The sequence below is a fragment of the Rhodococcus sp. C1 genome, from assembly GCF_020809065.1.
GTDB classification, from domain to species: Bacteria; Actinomycetota; Actinomycetes; order Mycobacteriales; family Mycobacteriaceae; genus Rhodococcus_F; species Rhodococcus_F qingshengii.
Map to the genome: position 1 here is coordinate 6,010,926 of NZ_CP078080.1, position 15,742 is coordinate 6,026,667.

Sequence of the window (15,742 nt, forward strand, 5' to 3'; positions counted from 1 at the left end):
ACTGCACATGCCTCCTTCCCACCGAATAGAAATCGAAACCTCGGGGTGGCCGGGATCTCACTCGTCCTGGCGCCGACGATCTCGGTGCGTCGACCCCACTTGTTCGTTGTGGTTACTACGCGGTAGGTCGGGGTAGCCCGCGTAGCGGCGGTGGCTCCGCGACCCGCGGAGCACTCGTCGAGCAGAAGCTGAACATCACGTAAAGCACGCACCGACGAAGGGACGACCCCGATATGAGCAACTCCGAAACCACGTCCGCCTTGATCACCCAGTTACGCATCCTCCTCGGTCTGACGCACACCGAGATCCAGGTCGCCGAAACGCGCGTCGCACAGGCCAGAACCGAGGCTGTTCGACGCGAATTGACGGAAAACGCAGAGAACGGCCGTGAAAGGGCGAGTTCCATAGAGTCCACTGTTCGCGATCTGGGGGGCGTGCCGGAATTGGTCGGTCCGTTCCTCGGACGCGCGACAGCCGGAGTGAAAGCGATGGTCGAACAGGCTCAGCCCTTCGACGAAGCGGTATTGGGAGACCTTGCGCTCGAACATCAACTCCTCGACCGTTCCCGCTACCTCAAGGCCCTGGCCACTGCCGGCGGCGATCAGACCGTCGCGGCGTTGGCCGACCGCCTCATCGCTGCACACTCCGCGACCGTGGACTGGCTCACGACTGTCTTGGCCGAAGAGGCACTCGGTGGACCGGCAGCTTTGCGCCGCACACCGATGCAAGCTGCCACCGGCGCGGCGATACGGCTGGTCAACGTTCCGGTCTCCTGGTCCACCCGCAGTCTCGACCGTGCCATCGACGCTGTTCGCACCTCACCGCCGGTACTGGGTGAGCTGATCAGCTGGGGCGCATATGCCGGTGACGTGACTGTGAAAACACTCTCGGCCAGTAGGGATGCGGCCATCGCCACGGCTGAGAAGGTCACTCGCCGAGAAGGTGCTGACGGTGCCGCCGACGTCTTCCGTTCGGTACGGAAGTCGAGTGGGCTACTCGACCCCACTGAACTTCCCATCGAAGACTTCGACGAACTCAACGTCACCCAAGCCGTCTCCGCTGTGAAGGAACTGACCGACGCCGCACAGGTGCGGGACATCGTTGCGTACGAGGAAGCGCACAAGAACCGACACGGCGTCGTATCCGCTGCCCAGGCAAGACTCGCAGCGATCGCCCAGGAAGTCGTCGGAATCAACTAGAGCGTTCAATCGACATATCGAGAGTCCGACTCTCGGAACCGCGAGCACTGGACCTCGTGAAAGCGGGATTCGCGGCCAGGGCACCCGAGACCGTCAAGAAGATGACAGCGGCTCTCGAAGCCCTCTGATCAGTTCGACGCGCGCGGAATCGAGAATTTCCTCGGAGAGCGGGGAACCCTTGGTAGCTCGCGAAAGAACCAGTGCACCGAGCATGGTGGAGAGCCGGAGGAGACCGACAGCTTCGTCGTCGGCAAGAGCTGCGGCAAAATCCCCCACTCCCTCCGTGTAAACCCGACGGGCCTCGCTGTCTGCAGGCTCGCGCGCCATGTCGGCGGCGAGCGCAGCAGCGGGGCATCCGTCTGCCGGGTTGTCGCGATGCGCCACCGAGAGATAGGTATCGATCAAAGCTTTTCGGGCGGAGTCACGTTGCCCTGCATGCTCTTCGAGTTCCGCAGAATGCAGCTGAGCCAGTTCCTTGAAGGCGTGGGTGGTCGCTTCGTCGATGAGAGCGTCCTTGGACGCGAACTGCTTGTAGAAGCCACCGTGGGTCAGCCCCGACGCCTTCATCAGGTCGGCGACGCTGAGGTGAGTGCCCTTCTCTCGGAACAGTCGGGCTGCGGTTTCCACGACGCGCCGACGGTTCTCTTCCGCTTGTTGCTGCGATACGCGGCCCATCACAACGCCTTCCAGTTTGGATTTCACTTGACATCTATCCTAGCCGACACTTAGATTTGATTCATAATCTAAACGTCACGAGCAATCACAACACTGGGAGAATCATGGACCTGAACAAGACGGTTGCGGTCGTCACAGGAGCCAATCGCGGGCTCGGACGCCATCTGGCTGCGGGACTCGTCGAGCGCGGCGCAAAGGTGTACGCGGCTGCGCGCAATCCGGAAACTGTCGATCTACCCGGCGTCATCCCCCTGAGGTTGGACGTGACGGACGCCGAATCGATAACCGCCGCCGCGCAAATCGCATCGGATGTGACCTTGCTGGTCAACAACGCAGGTATCTCTACCTCGGCGCCCTTGATCGGGGGCGACATCGATGACATTCGACGAGAGATGGACGTCAACTTCTACGGCCCGCTCGCCGTGACCCGGGCGTTTGCTCCCGTCATCGAAAACAACGACGGCGGAACAATACTCAACGTTCTGTCGGTGCTGTCCTGGTTCCATCCAGCCGCGCTCGGGTCTTACGCGTCGTCGAAGGCAGCGGCCTGGGCGATGACCGACGCCGTTCGAGAAGAACTTGCGCCGCGCAAAATCTCCGTATCGGCACTGCATGTCGCATACATGGATACCGACATGGCCGCTGGCGTACCCGCCGAACAGAAGATCGATCCTGCCGACGTCGCCGCGCAAGCACTGGACGGTATCGAAAGCGGGCTCGCCGAGATCCTCGCTGACGACACCACCCGGTACGTCAAGGGGAGTCTGTCCTCGTCGAACTCCGAGTAAGCAAGGGACTGCAGACGAGTGACGCTTACCCCACCGTTTTGAGGCTGGCCAATCTGCTCAGGATCGGTGCCCGCCAAGCTGCGAGGTCTTCCGGACCGTTCTCTTCCCACAACTCGTACAACTCCGAAGTGTCGCTGTCGGAAACTGCACGCTCGAGTGCGGAGAGGACCCAACTCTTCTGCTCCGGGCTCAAGGTGCTGACGTACCCGGCGGCGTCAATTCCATCCAGCTGCACAGGCTTCGGCGCAACGCCGTGCGCAACCGCAAGAATCTCGGCGACGGCGATTGCTGTTTGAGCATCATCGGCATCGAGATAACCGCCATCGGGGTGGCTAGCGTAATCGTCGATGTCGTAGTCACCCGCCTGTACTGCGCTGAGCAGGTCGCCCGCTACGTCGTTGTCGAAAGGTCCTGAACCCCAAGTCCCCATGCTGTCTCTCCGATCCGTACCCGGCGCACCTGTCGTAAAGATATTAGTGAATCACAGGCTTCGGCCAGGACCCTCGGGCTGGAAGTACTGCGTTCGCCGGAAATCGACATCAGCGCAACGGCACGCGAAGGATGCGGTCATCACCGGGGTTGGGGTCGCCACGACCGTCGGTGTTGTTCGTCAGTATCCACAGCGACCCGTCCGGTGCGACTACAACATCACGGAGGCGCCCGTATTCGTCGACGAATTGCTCGTCGGCGGTCGCGGGATCGGTCAAGGGCACCGTGCGGAGTCGCTCACCACGAAGATTGGCGATGTAGATCGTGCCGTCGTGGATGGCGATTCCGCTGGGACTGGCATCATCCGGTGACCATTGTTGGAGCGGGTCGATGAATCCGTCTTCACCCACAATCCCTTCGACCTCGGGCCACCCGTAGTTTCCGCCTGCTTCGATCTTGTTGAGCTCGTCCCAGGTGTCCTGCCCGAACTCGCTGGCGTACATCGTGCCGTCCTCGGTCCAGGCAATGCCCTGGGAGTTGCGGTGGCCGTAGCTGTAGACAAACGAGTTCGGAAATGGATTATCTAGCGGCACATCGCCATCCGGAGTCATTCGAAGGATTTTCCCGGACATCGAGTCGAGGTCCTGAGCTCTGACTCGACTACCGGCATCACCGACGGTCACGTACAGCATCCCGTCCGGGCCGAACGCGATGCGACCACCGTTGTGGTAGTTGGCCGAAGCGAGCCCGTCGAGAATCGTCTCGGCCGGCCCGAGCGCGAATTCCCCCGGAGCACCGATGATGTCGAAGCGTTCGATCCTGTTCTCCCCGTTCGCGGTGAAGTACGCGTACAGGCGGTTTTCACGTACTGCGATCCCTAGTAAACCACCCTCACCTCTGGGGCTGACGCCGTCGACGACTCCCACCTCGCGGCTGTTTCCGCCGGCGTCGAGTTCGAGGATTCGCGCGCTGTCGCGCTCACTGACAAGTGGTGTATCGCCGTGGAATGCGATCGACCAGGGCGCGTCCAAGCCGTCGGCGACGGTCTCGGGTTCACCGAAGGCCGCGGCGGGCGCCGATCGTGTTGTCGTGCTTGCCTGCGGACCGGGCCCTTCAGGATCCTCGCTACCGCAGGCAGTCAGGAAGGCCGAAAGGACCACTGCGGCGCCAAGCCCTCGGATCTGTCGTCGTGTCATGGGCGCGCCTCCCGGGTTCAGGCAGTCTTTGCGCCGACGGTAGCGCGCAATCGGTCACACCGGGAGTCCCTTCGAGTACCCCCAACGACCGGGACTCCCTCGCAGGCGACGGGCGTGATGCCCTGGACGGGTGCGCCACGACATGCGCGTCGTCAACAGAAAGAGAACTGACCACCTCATGATTTCCGCCCCGACCGTCGAAGAAACCGGCCGCCTGCCGCTCGTGATCTACGTGCTGGCCGTCGGAGTTTTCTTGATGGGCACAACCGAATTCGTCGTCGCCGGCATTCTTCCCGAGATTGCGGGTGACCTCGGGACGTCGATCGCGAACGTCGGCTTGATGATCACCGTCTTCGCGATCGGGATGATCGTCGGCACGCCGGCGATGGCGATCTTGACACTCAGGGTTCCCCGACGCGTGACCTTGAGCTCGGCCCTGATTGTTTTCGCGATCGGACACGTCATCGTCGCGCTCTCGTCCAACTTCGGACTCATTCTCGGCGCCCGCTTCCTCACAGCCGTGGCGACGGGCGCCTTCTGGGCAGTCGCTGCAGTGGTCGGAGCAAAAGCGGCAGGCCCGGCGTCTTCCTCGCGCGCGCTCGGCATCGTCTTGGGCGGAGGCATGCTCGCGAACGTCATCGGTGTTCCGCTCGGCGCTCTGGCCGGTCAGAGCATCGGGTGGCGTGGTCCTTTCTGGGCCCTCGCCGCCCTCGCACTCGTCGCCGCGGCCGTCGTCCACCGATTGGTACCCGCCGACACCGAATCCGGTGCGGTGCCGTCCTGGCGAGCGGAGATCGCGAGCCTACGGGACGGACGCATCTGGCTCGTTCTGTCCGGTTGCGCCGTCGTGTGCGGGTCGTCGCTGGCGGCGTACAGCTTCATCTCTCCGCTGTTGACCGAGAACACGGGACTTGCTGCGTCGGCAGTGCCGCTAGTGCTTGTCGGCTACGGACTCGGTGCGTTCGTCGGCTCCAATCTCGGCGGTCGACTCGGTGCGAAGCATCAGTACGGGGTCTTGTTCGTCTCGGCAGCGATGACGTTTCTCGTGCTCGGGGCGCTCTGCCTCTTCTCGCACAACGTGATCGTGACGGTGTTTCTCGTAGTCATGCTGGGACTATTCGGCATGTCGACCAATCCCATCCTGATCGGGATGGCTGTGCGTTATGCCGATCAGGCGCCGACGATGGCTTCTGCTCTCAGCACCTCGTCGTTCAATCTGGGCACGGCGGTCGGCTCCTGGATCGCCGGGTTCGCGTTCGCCTCGAGTCTCGGTGCCACTGGGCCGGTGTTGGTAGGCACCGGCGTTGCCGCTCTCTACTTTCTGCCGCTGATGATCCTGTTGCGCAAGGAACGCACGAAGCGCACCGCCGTCGAAGTCGTCAACTGACGACCCGATCAACCGTCGCGCAGTTCGTCAGCCGTCCGTCAGCGACCGCTCCGACACGTGAGGAGCAGAGTCCGCATTCTCACTGGCTGCCAACGAGGCGAGTAACTGCATCCGTTCCGCGGACGGCGATCCCGGCTCTGCGGTGTAGATCGTGAGCGTCAACCCCGGCTCGGCGGCCATCTCCAAACCTTCGAAGGCAAGCGTCAGCTCCCCCACGGCGGAGTGGTGAAATGTCTTGAATCCGGTGCCGTGATGGCGGACGTCGTGCGCGCCCCACCGACGCCGGAATTCCTCACTCCGAGTGCTGAGTTCACCGATCAGATCGTGCAATTCCTTGTTGTGAGGATCTCGCCCAGCCTCGGTTCGCAGAATCGAGACGGTCACCTCGGCAAACTCGTTCCAGTCCGGATAAAACTCGAAAGCCCTTTCGTCGAGGAACGTGAAGCGCGCGATGTTCGGGGGCTGCCCCGGCATGTCGTACAGGTCCTTGTAGAACGCACGCGCGAGTGGGTTGACAGCAAGAAGATCCATGCGACCGTTCCGCACGAAAGCGGGTCCCGCGGTGACTGCATCAAGCGCCCACTGCAGGCTCTGATGGGGCTTCCAGCCCTTCGCATTTCGCCGACGCGGGGGTCTGGCTACCGGGCTTGCCGCGTGCGCGAGATCAAAAAGGTGGGCGCGCTCGGCGTCGTCGAGTCGTAAGGCCTTCGCGATACTGTCGAGTACACCCGGCGATGCGCCGCTGATCGCTCCGCGCTCGAGCCTCGTGTAGTACTCGACGCTCACGCCGGCGAGGGTTGCCACTTCACTTCGACGTAGACCGTCCACGCGGCGGTTCGATCCGGCCGGAAGTCCAACTTGTTCGGGCGTGACTCGGGCGCGCCGCGAGGTCAGGAATTCGCGTACTTGCGCTCGATCGTCCATGCCATCGAGCGTAAGTCAGTGACCGGTAGCGAGGGAGTCCCTCGCAGTACCACTATCGCGCGGGACTCCCGCACGCCGCCAAATCGTGATCAGGTTGAAGTGACACGAAGAAACCGATGGTGAGGAGCCACGTCATGCGCGCTGTCGTCATGCATGCCCCCGGCGATGTCCGGGTCGAAGAGATCGATGCGCCGGTGATCGTCGAACCGACCGACGCGATCATTCGCGTTACAGCCACCTGCGTCTGCGGTTCCGACCTCTGGCCGTATCGCGGCATCGAAGAGCTGAATGGCCCGACGCCGATGGGACACGAATACGTGGGCGTCGTCGAACAGGTCGGCCCCGACGTCAACGACATCGAAGTTGGGGACTTCGTCGTGGGCTCGTTCGTCGCGTCGGACAACACCTGCGAAATCTGCGAGGCGGGCTTTCAGTCTCGCTGTATCCACCAGGTCATGATGGGCTCGGTCGGCACCCAATCCGAATACGCTCGCATCCCGCTCGCGGACGGCACCCTCGTCCCTGTCCGCGGAGAGCCGACCGAGCGGCAGGCTCGCAGCCTCCTTGCAGCCTCCGACGTACTCGGCACCGGTTGGTTCGCCGCCGTAGCTGCGGAAGCCGGACCTGGCAAAACAGTCGCCGTCGTCGGCGACGGCGCAGTCGGACTCCTGGCGATCCTCGCTGCCAGACAACTCGGCGCCGAGCGGATCATCGCCATGTCACGTCACGCCGACCGGCAGGCACTCGCCACACAATTCGGCGCCACCGACATCGTCGAAGAGCGGGGCGACGCGGGCATCGCGAAGATCAAGGAACTCACCGGCGGCTACGGCGCCCACTCGACCGTCGAAGCCGTAGGCACCCAAGAATCGATGATGCAGGCTATCGGAGCTACCCGCCCCGGCGGACATGTCGGCTACGTCGGGGTATCCCACGGCGTCGAACTCGACGGCATGAACCTGTTCTTCGCGACGGTGAGCCTGCTCGGCGGTCCCGCGCCGGTCAGGCGATTCCTACCCGAACTGATCGAGCTCATCATGACCGACCAGATCGACCCAGGCATCGTCTTCGACCTCACTCTCCCGTTGGAGGACGCCGCCGCCGGCTACCAGGCGATGGACGAGCGGCGCGCCACCAAAGTGCTACTCACCCTCTGACCGATACCAAAGGCTCACGAGTCAGAACTGGGCTCTCCACGCCGATCGAGGAACGTCTCGGCTACCAACGAGAGGCGCTCTTGGTTTACCGAGCAGCATGTTCACTGATCACAGCGAATGCGTATGACGCCGAAGGTGAGGATGGGTACTTCTATTGGTGCGCAGCCGCTTTGATCCAAGAGGATGCTACGCGACTGATATGCACCCCCACCAGCGGAAACCGATTGTACGAGTGAATGTTTCAATGAGAGCGACTCGGCGCTACTTTGTAGCAACGAAACTCGTCTCTACCTACGGTTGCGTACTGAATTCCTTGTGGGGCAGGCTTTCTTGTGTACTGCTGACAAGCCGTATCTGCTGACGAACCGTATTGCTGACGAACCAAGGTCGGAGAACAATGGGTCACTACAAAAGCAACGTGCGTGATATCGAGTTCAATCTGTTCGAGGTACTCGGGATCGGCGAACTGCTGGATGCCGGCGCTTACGGGGACCTCGACACCGACACTGTGCGCAACATTCTTGCGGAAGTATCGAGGCTGGCAGAAGGCCCGGTCGCCGCGTCCTTCGCCGACGCGGATCGAAACCCTGTCGAATTCGACGCACCCAATCACGCCGTTGTGGTCCCGGAACCTCTACGCAAGACGGTCGAGGCGGTGAACGAGGCCGGTTGGTCGCGACTCGGCCTACCAGAAGGCATGGGTGGTGTTCCTGCTCCGGCGCCGTTGGTCTGGGCGATCGGCGAAATGTTGGTCGCGGCAAACGGATCCGCAAGCTTTTTCAACATGGGTCCACTGATGGCGAGCGTGCTCTACACCATCGGAAACGAACAGCAAAAACACTGGGCCAAAGAAGGATTCGAACGCGGATGGGCCGGAACGATGGTGCTCACCGAACCAGACGCCGGATCCGATGTAGGCGCAGGCCGAACAAAGGCAATCGCGCAGGACGACGGCACCTGGCACATCGAGGGCGTCAAGCGGTTCATCTCCGGCGGCGACGTCGGAGACACGGCCGAGAACCTCTTCCACTTGGTGCTTGCCCGGCCCGAGGGCGCCGGTCCAGGAACCAAAGGTTTGAGCCTGTTCTACGTTCCGAAGTCCCACTTCAACTCGGACACACTTGAACTGGGAGAGCGCAACGGTGTCTACGTCACCGGCGTCGAGCACAAGATGGGCCTCAAGTCTTCCCCAACTTGCGAGCTCACCTTCGGAGCGACGGACGTTCCTGCCGTCGGCTGGCTCGTGGGTGATGTCCACAACGGTATCGCCCAGATGTTCCAGGTCATCGAGAATGCTCGAATGATGGTGGGCACCAAGGCTACCGGAACACTGTCCACCGGCTATCTCAACGCCCTCGAGTATGCGAAAGAACGAATTCAAGGTGCAGACCTTACCGAGCTGACAAACAAAACCGCGCCCCGCGTGGCCATTACGCACCACCCCGACGTCCGACGCAGCCTGGCGATGCAGAAGGCCTACGCCGAAGGCCTCCGAGCGGTCTACCTCTACACCGCTGCACACCAGAATGCCGATGTCGCCGAGTTGGTTTCGGGGGCGGATGCCGAACTGGCGGCGCGGGTCAACGATCTGCTGCTGCCGATCGTCAAGGGCGTCGGTTCCGAAAAGGCCTACGAACTGCTCACCGAGAGCCTGCAGACCCTGGGCGGCTCCGGTTATCTTCAGGACTACCCCATCGAGCAGTACATCCGCGATGCCAAGATCGACACCCTGTACGAGGGCACCACGGCAATCCAGGCGCAGGACTTCTTCTTTCGAAAGATCGCACGCGACCGCGGCGTTGCGCTCGCTCACGTAGCCGGTCGCATACGAGAGTTCATCGACAGTGAGGCCGGGAACGGTCGACTCAAGGCCGAGCGAGTCCTACTCGAGACCGCCTTGACCGACGTGCAGGAGATGGCCGGGACGCTCACCGGGTATCTGATGGCTTCCCAGGACCAACCCTCCGAGTTGTACAAGATAGGCCTCGGCTCGGTGCGCTTTCTGTACGCGGTAGGCGACCTGCTCATCGGATGGCGCCTGTTGGTGCAAGCGGAAGTCGCGTTGGCAGCCTTGGACCGTGACGCGTCGGCAAAGGACCGGTCGTTCTATCGGGGCAAGGTGGTCATCGCGTCATACTTCGCCAAGAACATCCTGCCCGTCCTGGCGTCGACCAAAGAAATCCTGGGTTCCCTCGACAACGAGATCATGGAACTCGAGGAAGACGCATTCTGACAACGTGCCACAGTGAAGGCATGTATCTGCCCGACATCGAGTACGTAGGGGTCTGGAGCTTTCCGATCATGGGGCCGGATGCACCAGACGACGCTCCCGCCAACGTCGTCGAGGCGTGCCAGGCTGTCGGCAAGGATCTGCAATGCCGCTGGCACGGCCCCGATACGTACATGGAGAACTGCCTGTGGACGGTCTCGTTGCTCGATGACGGCCACTGCCACCTCGCGCTCGACGCTGGACCACGACCGAAGCACAAGAGTGCAGGAACCAGCCCGTTGAGGGGCTTCGGGTTTGGCGGGCCGCACACCGAACAGCCTGTACAGGAGTTGACGGCCCTGATCGCCGGCGAAGTCCAGGACGAGCTGGCCGGCGGATTTCCCTTTGTGCACTGGCCCATCGAGAAGGACCGATTCTTGATGCCGACATTGCGTGCCGGACGCGCGGTATGGGTGGTTCGCAGCACTGATCGCATTGTCTCCGAGATCGGCGAACTCTGCCCGAGATGAGAATGCTTGCTGCGTGATTCAAACGTGGTCGTGAACCGGCGACGGAATCTTGTTGGAACGGTAAGAGTCTGCGCTCCGGTTCGGCCGCCAGAGACGCCAGTGTTTCGCGGACAACCGGAACGGGAGATGGTCTTGTAGGTGACGAGCACCGGACGACAACCGTTCGTCTGCAGGCAGGTTGAGCCACAGGGACAGTGACGATGTCGCGTTGCCGAGGGTTGCGCGTATGCCTGAGTCACCCAGAGTCTGGCCGTATCCATCCACGGCAAAACGGCCGAACGCGTCAGGGGTGATGTCGGGGTACGGCGCGCGCGTGTTGGGGTCGATCAGGCGTACGGGCGTGCTGCAGGTCAGTGCCGCCAAAGAACGTCCGTGGGTTGTGACCGCATCGGAACCAACGAGGGCATCGAGCGCTTCGTTGACAGAACCAGGTGGGACGTTCCATTCGGTATGGGTTTGCGCTTTGTAGCGGGGCCCACCGAAGATCCCGGTGGCAAGCTCTGTCAATTGCGCGGTCGGCGCGGGTGGCCCGCCCTGGCGGATCTCTAATGTCCACGACGGCAACGACACTGGTTCGGTGCAGGCTTCCAGAAATGTCTGCAGGCGTTGAAATGCCACGTCGGGGCGCTTGACTCGAAGCGAGTGTGCACCACCGGCGGACCTGGGCAGCCCGTCGTATGTCACTACCTCGGGCAATGTGATGTTCGGTGTCCGCGCCGTCACAGGTTAGCCAATCGCGAAAGCACTACCCCGGCTGGTTCCTCCGTCGCGTGGCGATAGCCAGTACCGGCCCACAGGTGCATTCGCTCGGGATCTGCCTGCGCAACAGCGGCTTTGCGCATCGGGTTGGTCAGGTGATGGATGGCCGGATACCCGATGGGCGCTTGTGCGTCGCAGCGATCGATGAACTCGTTCCGAAGCGCCCGTGCAGGACGTCCCGTGAAAGCTCTTGTGACGACCGTGTTCCCGCGGGACGTGACGGCCAGAGCTGCCTTGTGCGGAGCCGAGGCACCACTCTCCTCGGTGCGCAGCAGCACAGTACCGACCACTGCCGCGTCCGCTCCGGCACGTAAGGCAGCAGCGACGTCGGCGGAGGTCGCCAGTCCACCGGCCGCCAATAGCGGAACCGACGTGCGGTGACGGATTTGTGCGATCAGTTCGGTGATCGGTGTTTCTGCCGGAACCTGCAGGGGGGTGAGCGTTCCGGAGTGGCCGCCGGCAGCCGACGATTGCACGACAAGCAGATCGGCACCGGCGTCGACGGCAAGGACCGCCTCTGCCTCCGAAGTCACTGTGAGGACGACAAGTGAACCGGCAGCGCGCAGCGCCTTGATGACGCCGGGTGCGGGAAAGCCGAAGGTGAAGCTGACCACCGGAACCGGGCTGGCCAGGAGCAGATCGATCTTGTCCTCGAAGTAGTCGTCGTCTTCGACCGGCTCACCGTCAGCCAGTGTGATGCCGTAGCGATCCGCCTCGACCTGGATCGCCCTGGCATAGGCACGGTAGGCATCGACATCGACAGGCACCGGGTTGGGCGCAAAGACGTTGACACCGAAGGACACTCCCTCGGCGCGCACGGCGTCGATCTGGTCGGACAGAGCCTGAGGCGTCTTGTACCCGGCGGCGAGGAAGCCGAGACCGCCTGCGCGAGAGGCAGCAGCAACAAGTGCCGGTGTGGAAGCGCCGCCGGCCATGGGGGCTGCGATGACAGGGACCTTCAGGTCGAGATCGGTTGTGAGTGCGCTCATTCGAACATCTCCAGTCCTACGTCGGGTAGTGCTCCGGCGGTTTCGTCATCTGACATCAAAAACTACCTCCTCAGTCGAGGTGGCCGTCCGAGGGTCCGCATCGAGATCGGAAGGGAATCGGAACCGCAAAACCGCGGCGGCCACTGCCGCGCCCAGGACGACGGCCGCACCCAACAGCAGAGCGTCGCGATACCCGTCTCGCAGCAACGGAGTGACAACGAGTGGGCCGAGAATCTGACCGACGCTGTACCCAGCGGTCAGCAACGCCACGGCGCGTGGGAACTGCAGGTGCGCGCCGATTGCCAACACAATTGACCCGATACCGAGGAAGGTGACACCGAACAGGAAAGCTGAAATCAGTGCGGGGCCGACGCCTCCGATCACAGCAGGAAGCGCTATGCCCACCGCCTGAATCAACAGGGCAACGAGAAGCAGAGTCGGCCTCGACCAACGCAGGCTGAGCCAAGCCCACAGGGCGCACGAGGGAAATGCGGCCAGACCGACCACTATCCAAGCGCCGCTGCCGACCCATTCTGGAGCGGCGAGATCGATTGCGGCAACAAGGAACGTGCCCGCGATGATGTAGCCGATGCCTTCCAGGAAATAACTGATGAACAAGGCAGTGAACCCGCGTTGGGAACTGGGAGTTCCCGGCGCGTCCGGTGTGATGGCCGGACGCGGTTCCGGCGTCAATCCCCAGGCTGCGACCGCACACACCACTGCAAGGGCCGCAGATGCCAGCCAGGCTGTACTCCAGGTACCGATGAAGCGGACGACCAACACGAGGACCCCGGACAGGGCGATACCCAACCCAACTCCGCCGAATCCCCATCCGGCCAGGAATTGGGACTGCCCCCGAAGGTGCGCGTGCAAAGCGCTGACGGCGATCATGAAGACGAGGGCACTGGCAATGCCTGCGACGAGCCGCAGGGCGAACCAGATGGATCCGTCGTGGGTAGTGGGCATGAGCGCCAAAGTCGCGATGAGGACCACCAACGACGTACGCATCACCGCTGCCGAGCGCACCACGCCGGGAATGAGGATTCCCGCGAGCGCGCCGATGAGGTACCCGAGGTAGTTGGCCGTCGCCAGGGTGGCGCCGAGCGAGGCGGACAGACCGGCCTGCGTGTGCATCAACGGCAGAATCGGTGTGTAGACGAATCGACCGATTCCCATGCTCGCCGCCAGCGCAGCGGCAGCTTGGACAGCGTGCGCTCGCGAGGAGACGCCGTTGTGGATTGTGGTCATGGTCTTATCGTGTGCCCCGGCCGCGCCGGACCGCCACGACCGCTTTGCTCCTGACTGATAGGCGCAACCTCCCACCGCACGTAGCATGAAGGATCGTGGAGCTGCGTCAGCTGAGATACTTCGAGGTCGTCGCCGAGGAACTGCACTTCGGCCGAGCCGCGGCAAGACTACTGATCGCCGGGCCGTCATTGTCGCAGCAGATCATGGCACTCGAGCGCGACCTCGGCGTCAAGCTGTTCGTCCGCGACCGCCGTTCCGTCGCTCTGACGCCAGCCGGCGCGGCGCTGCTCCCCGATGTCCGTGCGCTACTCGAGAGTGCCGGGAATCTGCGGCGCCGCGCGGAGCGTCTGTCCGGAGCGGAGCCCGTCCGGATCGGCTACGTCAATTGGCTCCCCGCGGATCTGATCGCGCGCACTTCAGGGGTCGCGCAACTGCACGTCGACGCCTGGGTGGTGCCATCGCACGCACAGGCCGCGCGGGTGGCGGACGGCAGCCTCGACCTGGCGATCGCCTGGGTGCGGAAAACCGATGTCGCCCAACATGCTCTGAGCGCGAAACTGCTCGGCGCGGATCGGCTCTACGCCGTCTCCACCGGAGAAGACACCACACCGGTGCGGGCACGCGACGTCGTCGTACTCGTCGACGAAGACACCACCTCCTGGTATTCGTGGAACGTCTACGCCGAAGAACTCGCTCGCGATACCGGCGCACAGATCATGCGCATCAACGACGGTGGTATCACCGGCCCGGCATTCTTCGATCACGTCCGTGCCGTCGGCCGTCCGGCCGTCAACTCGCCCAAAGGGCAGACCATCACGCTGCCGAGCGATCTCACGGCACGCCCGATGATCGACCCGGCGGCAATCTGGACGTGGTCACTCCTGTGTCGTGAGAACGAAACGCGCCCTGCCGTTCTCGCGGCCGTCGACGCTCTCACCGGCGGTGCCACTGATCTCGGAATCCACGAAGACGGGATATGGCTACCCATGGACGATCCTTACCGGAGGACTCGATGACACGACGCGCTATTCGAGTTTTCTGGGGACGACGGCCGGAATCGGTGCCGGCCGTGGCCTCCCGGTGGCGTCGGACGTTGGAGCAAGTCGAATTCCTGTTGCCCGAGGTGGTCGGCGGGTCGTGGCAACAGATCCATTCCGCTGGACCTGCTACTGCCGTGACCGTCGACCAGTTGGCGCAGGTCCTCGAGAAAGCGCAGGCCGCCGAAGACTGGTCGGATCGTCTGGGAATCGGATTGAGGCTCGCATCCAGTGGAGGGCCCGAATGGGGGCTCGAGCTCTCCGGGTTGGCGGGCGGCGAACCTGAAATCGTCCTTCAGTCGATGATTATTGCCGTCAGCGCGCCGGACGCCGCCGAAGTTCCTGAGACAGAACTACTTCGGATGCTCGCCGCGGTGTGGGAACCGGACTTCGGGGACGTCACCGACGACAACATCCTCGACGCTCTCGAAGACGAGTCCGACTATCGCGTCGGAGATCCCGTGATCGGCCGCGTCGGCTACCTCTCGTCCGCTCGCGCTGACGCGATCCCGGATGACCTGGCCGTAGGCGTTGCCGCGTTACCGGGCGGCGTGTTGCTACAGATCGGGGCCGTCGATGGGGTCGTTCGGGCGTACGAGCGCCTGCGCGAGACCGGCGCACTCGATCCGCTTCCGCGTCCACTGGACCGCGCAGTCCTCTGAAGACGGTTACCGTTTGTCGAGTTTGGGTAGCCCGGGCGTCGGAACGAACTCTCACCGCGGCACTACCGCCGAAAAATGAACCGAAAGGCCCACCGCATGGTTGACGTCACCCGCAAATTCACCGCCGAGGTACCGATCGAAAAGGCTGCGGCGTTTCTCCGCGACTTCGCCAATGCGCCGACGTGGGATCCGGGCACCGAGAGCTGCACGCAGATCTCCGACGGTCCTGTCGGCGTCGGAACCCAATGGCACAACGTGTCCAAGCTGTTCGGCGTCACCACGGAACTGACGTACACGCTGGTGACCGACGAGCTGAATCACGTTGTTCTCGAAGGAAAGAACAAGACTGCCACCAGTACCGACGACATCACCTTGACTTCGGTGGGTCCGAACTCGACCGAGATCGAATATCACGCGAACGTCGAGTTCAACGGTGCCGCCAAGATTGCGTCGCCTCTCCTGAAGGCGGGATTCGAAGCCAAAGTGGCACCGGAGACGGTGAAGAAGATGACGGAAGCCCTCGAAGCGCTCTGACAAGTCCGTCAGGTTCTTG

Annotated in this window: 16 protein-coding genes; 9 read left to right on the forward strand and 7 right to left on the reverse strand. The window is 62.9% G+C overall.

Annotation, left to right across the window (positions count from 1 at the left end; genetic code table 11):
• Positions 1 to 233 precede the first annotated feature (233 nt).
• A complete protein-coding gene (locus tag KTR60_RS27815) occupies positions 234 to 1,199 on the forward strand; it encodes a hypothetical protein (protein WP_047272359.1) in 966 nt (321 codons plus the stop codon).
• 93 nt (positions 1,200 to 1,292) lie between these two features.
• Here KTR60_RS27815 and KTR60_RS27820 read toward each other — a convergent pair whose 3' ends face one another.
• Complete coding sequence (locus tag KTR60_RS27820) at positions 1,293 to 1,901, reverse strand: TetR/AcrR family transcriptional regulator (protein WP_211097547.1); 609 nt, start codon at positions 1,899 to 1,901, stop codon at positions 1,293 to 1,295.
• Between the two features lie 77 nt (positions 1,902 to 1,978).
• On the opposite strand from KTR60_RS27820, the gene KTR60_RS27825 reads away from it, so the two are divergent.
• A complete protein-coding gene (locus tag KTR60_RS27825) occupies positions 1,979 to 2,662 on the forward strand; it encodes an SDR family oxidoreductase (RefSeq protein WP_007735616.1) in 684 nt (227 codons plus the stop codon).
• A 25-nt stretch (positions 2,663 to 2,687) separates the two neighbouring features.
• Here KTR60_RS27825 and KTR60_RS27830 read toward each other — a convergent pair whose 3' ends face one another.
• Both KTR60_RS27830 and KTR60_RS27835 read right to left on the reverse strand, forming a co-directional pair.
• Complete coding sequence (locus KTR60_RS27830) at positions 2,688 to 3,092, reverse strand: DUF4259 domain-containing protein (protein WP_003942974.1); 405 nt, start codon at positions 3,090 to 3,092, stop codon at positions 2,688 to 2,690.
• 109 nt (positions 3,093 to 3,201) lie between these two features.
• Complete coding sequence (locus KTR60_RS27835) at positions 3,202 to 4,287, reverse strand: PQQ-dependent sugar dehydrogenase (protein WP_228401484.1); 1,086 nt, start codon at positions 4,285 to 4,287, stop codon at positions 3,202 to 3,204.
• Positions 4,288 to 4,465: 178 nt separating this feature from the next.
• On the opposite strand from KTR60_RS27835, the gene KTR60_RS27840 reads away from it, so the two are divergent.
• Positions 4,466 to 5,674 carry an MFS transporter gene (locus KTR60_RS27840; protein ID WP_116057661.1) on the forward strand — a complete coding sequence of 403 codons (1,209 nt, stop codon included), beginning with the start codon at positions 4,466 to 4,468 and terminating at the stop codon, positions 5,672 to 5,674.
• A 27-nt stretch (positions 5,675 to 5,701) separates the two neighbouring features.
• Here the strand turns inward: KTR60_RS27840 and KTR60_RS27845 are convergent, their stop codons facing one another.
• Entirely contained in the window at positions 5,702 to 6,598 is an 897-nt protein-coding gene (locus KTR60_RS27845; protein WP_075834852.1) for a helix-turn-helix transcriptional regulator, read from the reverse strand.
• 134 nt (positions 6,599 to 6,732) lie between these two features.
• Here KTR60_RS27845 and KTR60_RS27850 point away from each other — a divergent pair, with 134 nt between their 5' ends.
• From KTR60_RS27850 to KTR60_RS27860, 3 genes are all read left to right on the forward strand, one after another.
• Complete coding sequence (locus tag KTR60_RS27850) at positions 6,733 to 7,755, forward strand: zinc-dependent alcohol dehydrogenase family protein (RefSeq protein WP_054188331.1); 1,023 nt, start codon at positions 6,733 to 6,735, stop codon at positions 7,753 to 7,755.
• 397 nt (positions 7,756 to 8,152) lie between these two features.
• A complete protein-coding gene (locus KTR60_RS27855; protein ID WP_193594772.1) occupies positions 8,153 to 9,988 on the forward strand; it encodes an acyl-CoA dehydrogenase in 1,836 nt (611 codons plus the stop codon).
• A 20-nt stretch (positions 9,989 to 10,008) separates the two neighbouring features.
• On the forward strand, positions 10,009 to 10,494 hold the full coding sequence (locus tag KTR60_RS27860; protein WP_007735610.1) for a hypothetical protein: 486 nt from the start codon (positions 10,009 to 10,011) through the stop codon (positions 10,492 to 10,494).
• 18 nt (positions 10,495 to 10,512) lie between these two features.
• On the opposite strand, the gene KTR60_RS27865 is transcribed toward KTR60_RS27860, so the two are convergent.
• Genes KTR60_RS27865 through KTR60_RS27875 form a run of 3 tightly spaced genes read right to left on the reverse strand, consistent with a single transcriptional unit; the run spans position 10,513 to position 13,490 of the window.
• Entirely contained in the window at positions 10,513 to 11,217 is a 705-nt protein-coding gene (locus tag KTR60_RS27865) for a hypothetical protein (protein WP_228401485.1), read from the reverse strand.
• Complete coding sequence (locus tag KTR60_RS27870; protein WP_228401486.1) at positions 11,214 to 12,242, reverse strand: NAD(P)H-dependent flavin oxidoreductase; 1,029 nt, start codon at positions 12,240 to 12,242, stop codon at positions 11,214 to 11,216. Before KTR60_RS27870 ends, KTR60_RS27865 begins: the two co-directional genes overlap by 4 nt.
• A 45-nt stretch (positions 12,243 to 12,287) precedes the next feature.
• A complete protein-coding gene (locus tag KTR60_RS27875) occupies positions 12,288 to 13,490 on the reverse strand; it encodes a YbfB/YjiJ family MFS transporter (protein WP_007735604.1) in 1,203 nt (400 codons plus the stop codon).
• 95 nt (positions 13,491 to 13,585) lie between these two features.
• Between KTR60_RS27875 and KTR60_RS27880 the strand changes: the two genes are divergently transcribed.
• The 3 genes from KTR60_RS27880 (at position 13,586) to KTR60_RS27890 (ending at position 15,723) form a co-directional block, all read left to right on the forward strand.
• The gene (locus tag KTR60_RS27880; protein WP_228401487.1) at positions 13,586 to 14,506 is read left to right on the forward strand and encodes a LysR family transcriptional regulator; all 921 of its coding nucleotides are present in this window, start codon (positions 13,586 to 13,588) and stop codon (positions 14,504 to 14,506) included.
• Positions 14,503 to 15,189 (forward strand): hypothetical protein, encoded by a 687-nt coding sequence (locus tag KTR60_RS27885; RefSeq protein WP_042922948.1) that lies wholly within the window; start codon positions 14,503 to 14,505, stop codon positions 15,187 to 15,189. The genes KTR60_RS27880 and KTR60_RS27885 overlap by 4 nt, the downstream gene beginning before the upstream one ends.
• Positions 15,190 to 15,285: 96 nt before the next feature.
• Positions 15,286 to 15,723 carry an SRPBCC family protein gene (locus KTR60_RS27890; RefSeq protein ID WP_007735601.1) on the forward strand — a complete coding sequence of 146 codons (438 nt, stop codon included), beginning with the start codon at positions 15,286 to 15,288 and terminating at the stop codon, positions 15,721 to 15,723.
• Positions 15,724 to 15,742 lie beyond the last annotated feature (19 nt).

Bases quoted from the DNA above. Each gene is read 5' to 3' on its own strand.
- KTR60_RS27815 (WP_047272359.1), top strand. From the start codon at position 234: ATGAGCAACTCCGAAACCACGTCCGCCTTGATCACCCAGTTACGCATC.
- KTR60_RS27825 (WP_007735616.1), top strand. From the start codon at position 1,979: ATGGACCTGAACAAGACGGTTGCGGTCGTCACAGGAGCCAATCGCGGG.
- KTR60_RS27830 (WP_003942974.1), bottom strand. From the start codon at position 3,092: ATGGGGACTTGGGGTTCAGGACCTTTCGACAACGACGTAGCGGGCGAC.
- KTR60_RS27835 (WP_228401484.1), bottom strand. From the start codon at position 4,287: ATGACACGACGACAGATCCGAGGGCTTGGCGCCGCAGTGGTCCTTTCG.
- KTR60_RS27840 (WP_116057661.1), top strand. From the start codon at position 4,466: ATGATTTCCGCCCCGACCGTCGAAGAAACCGGCCGCCTGCCGCTCGTG.
- KTR60_RS27845 (WP_075834852.1), bottom strand. From the start codon at position 6,598: ATGGACGATCGAGCGCAAGTACGCGAATTCCTGACCTCGCGGCGCGCC.
- KTR60_RS27850 (WP_054188331.1), top strand. From the start codon at position 6,733: ATGCGCGCTGTCGTCATGCATGCCCCCGGCGATGTCCGGGTCGAAGAG.
- KTR60_RS27855 (WP_193594772.1), top strand. From the start codon at position 8,153: ATGGGTCACTACAAAAGCAACGTGCGTGATATCGAGTTCAATCTGTTC.
- KTR60_RS27860 (WP_007735610.1), top strand. From the start codon at position 10,009: ATGTATCTGCCCGACATCGAGTACGTAGGGGTCTGGAGCTTTCCGATC.
- KTR60_RS27870 (WP_228401486.1), bottom strand. From the start codon at position 12,242: ATGAGCGCACTCACAACCGATCTCGACCTGAAGGTCCCTGTCATCGCA.
- KTR60_RS27875 (WP_007735604.1), bottom strand. From the start codon at position 13,490: ATGACCACAATCCACAACGGCGTCTCCTCGCGAGCGCACGCTGTCCAA.
- KTR60_RS27885 (WP_042922948.1), top strand. From the start codon at position 14,503: ATGACACGACGCGCTATTCGAGTTTTCTGGGGACGACGGCCGGAATCG.
- KTR60_RS27890 (WP_007735601.1), top strand. From the start codon at position 15,286: ATGGTTGACGTCACCCGCAAATTCACCGCCGAGGTACCGATCGAAAAG.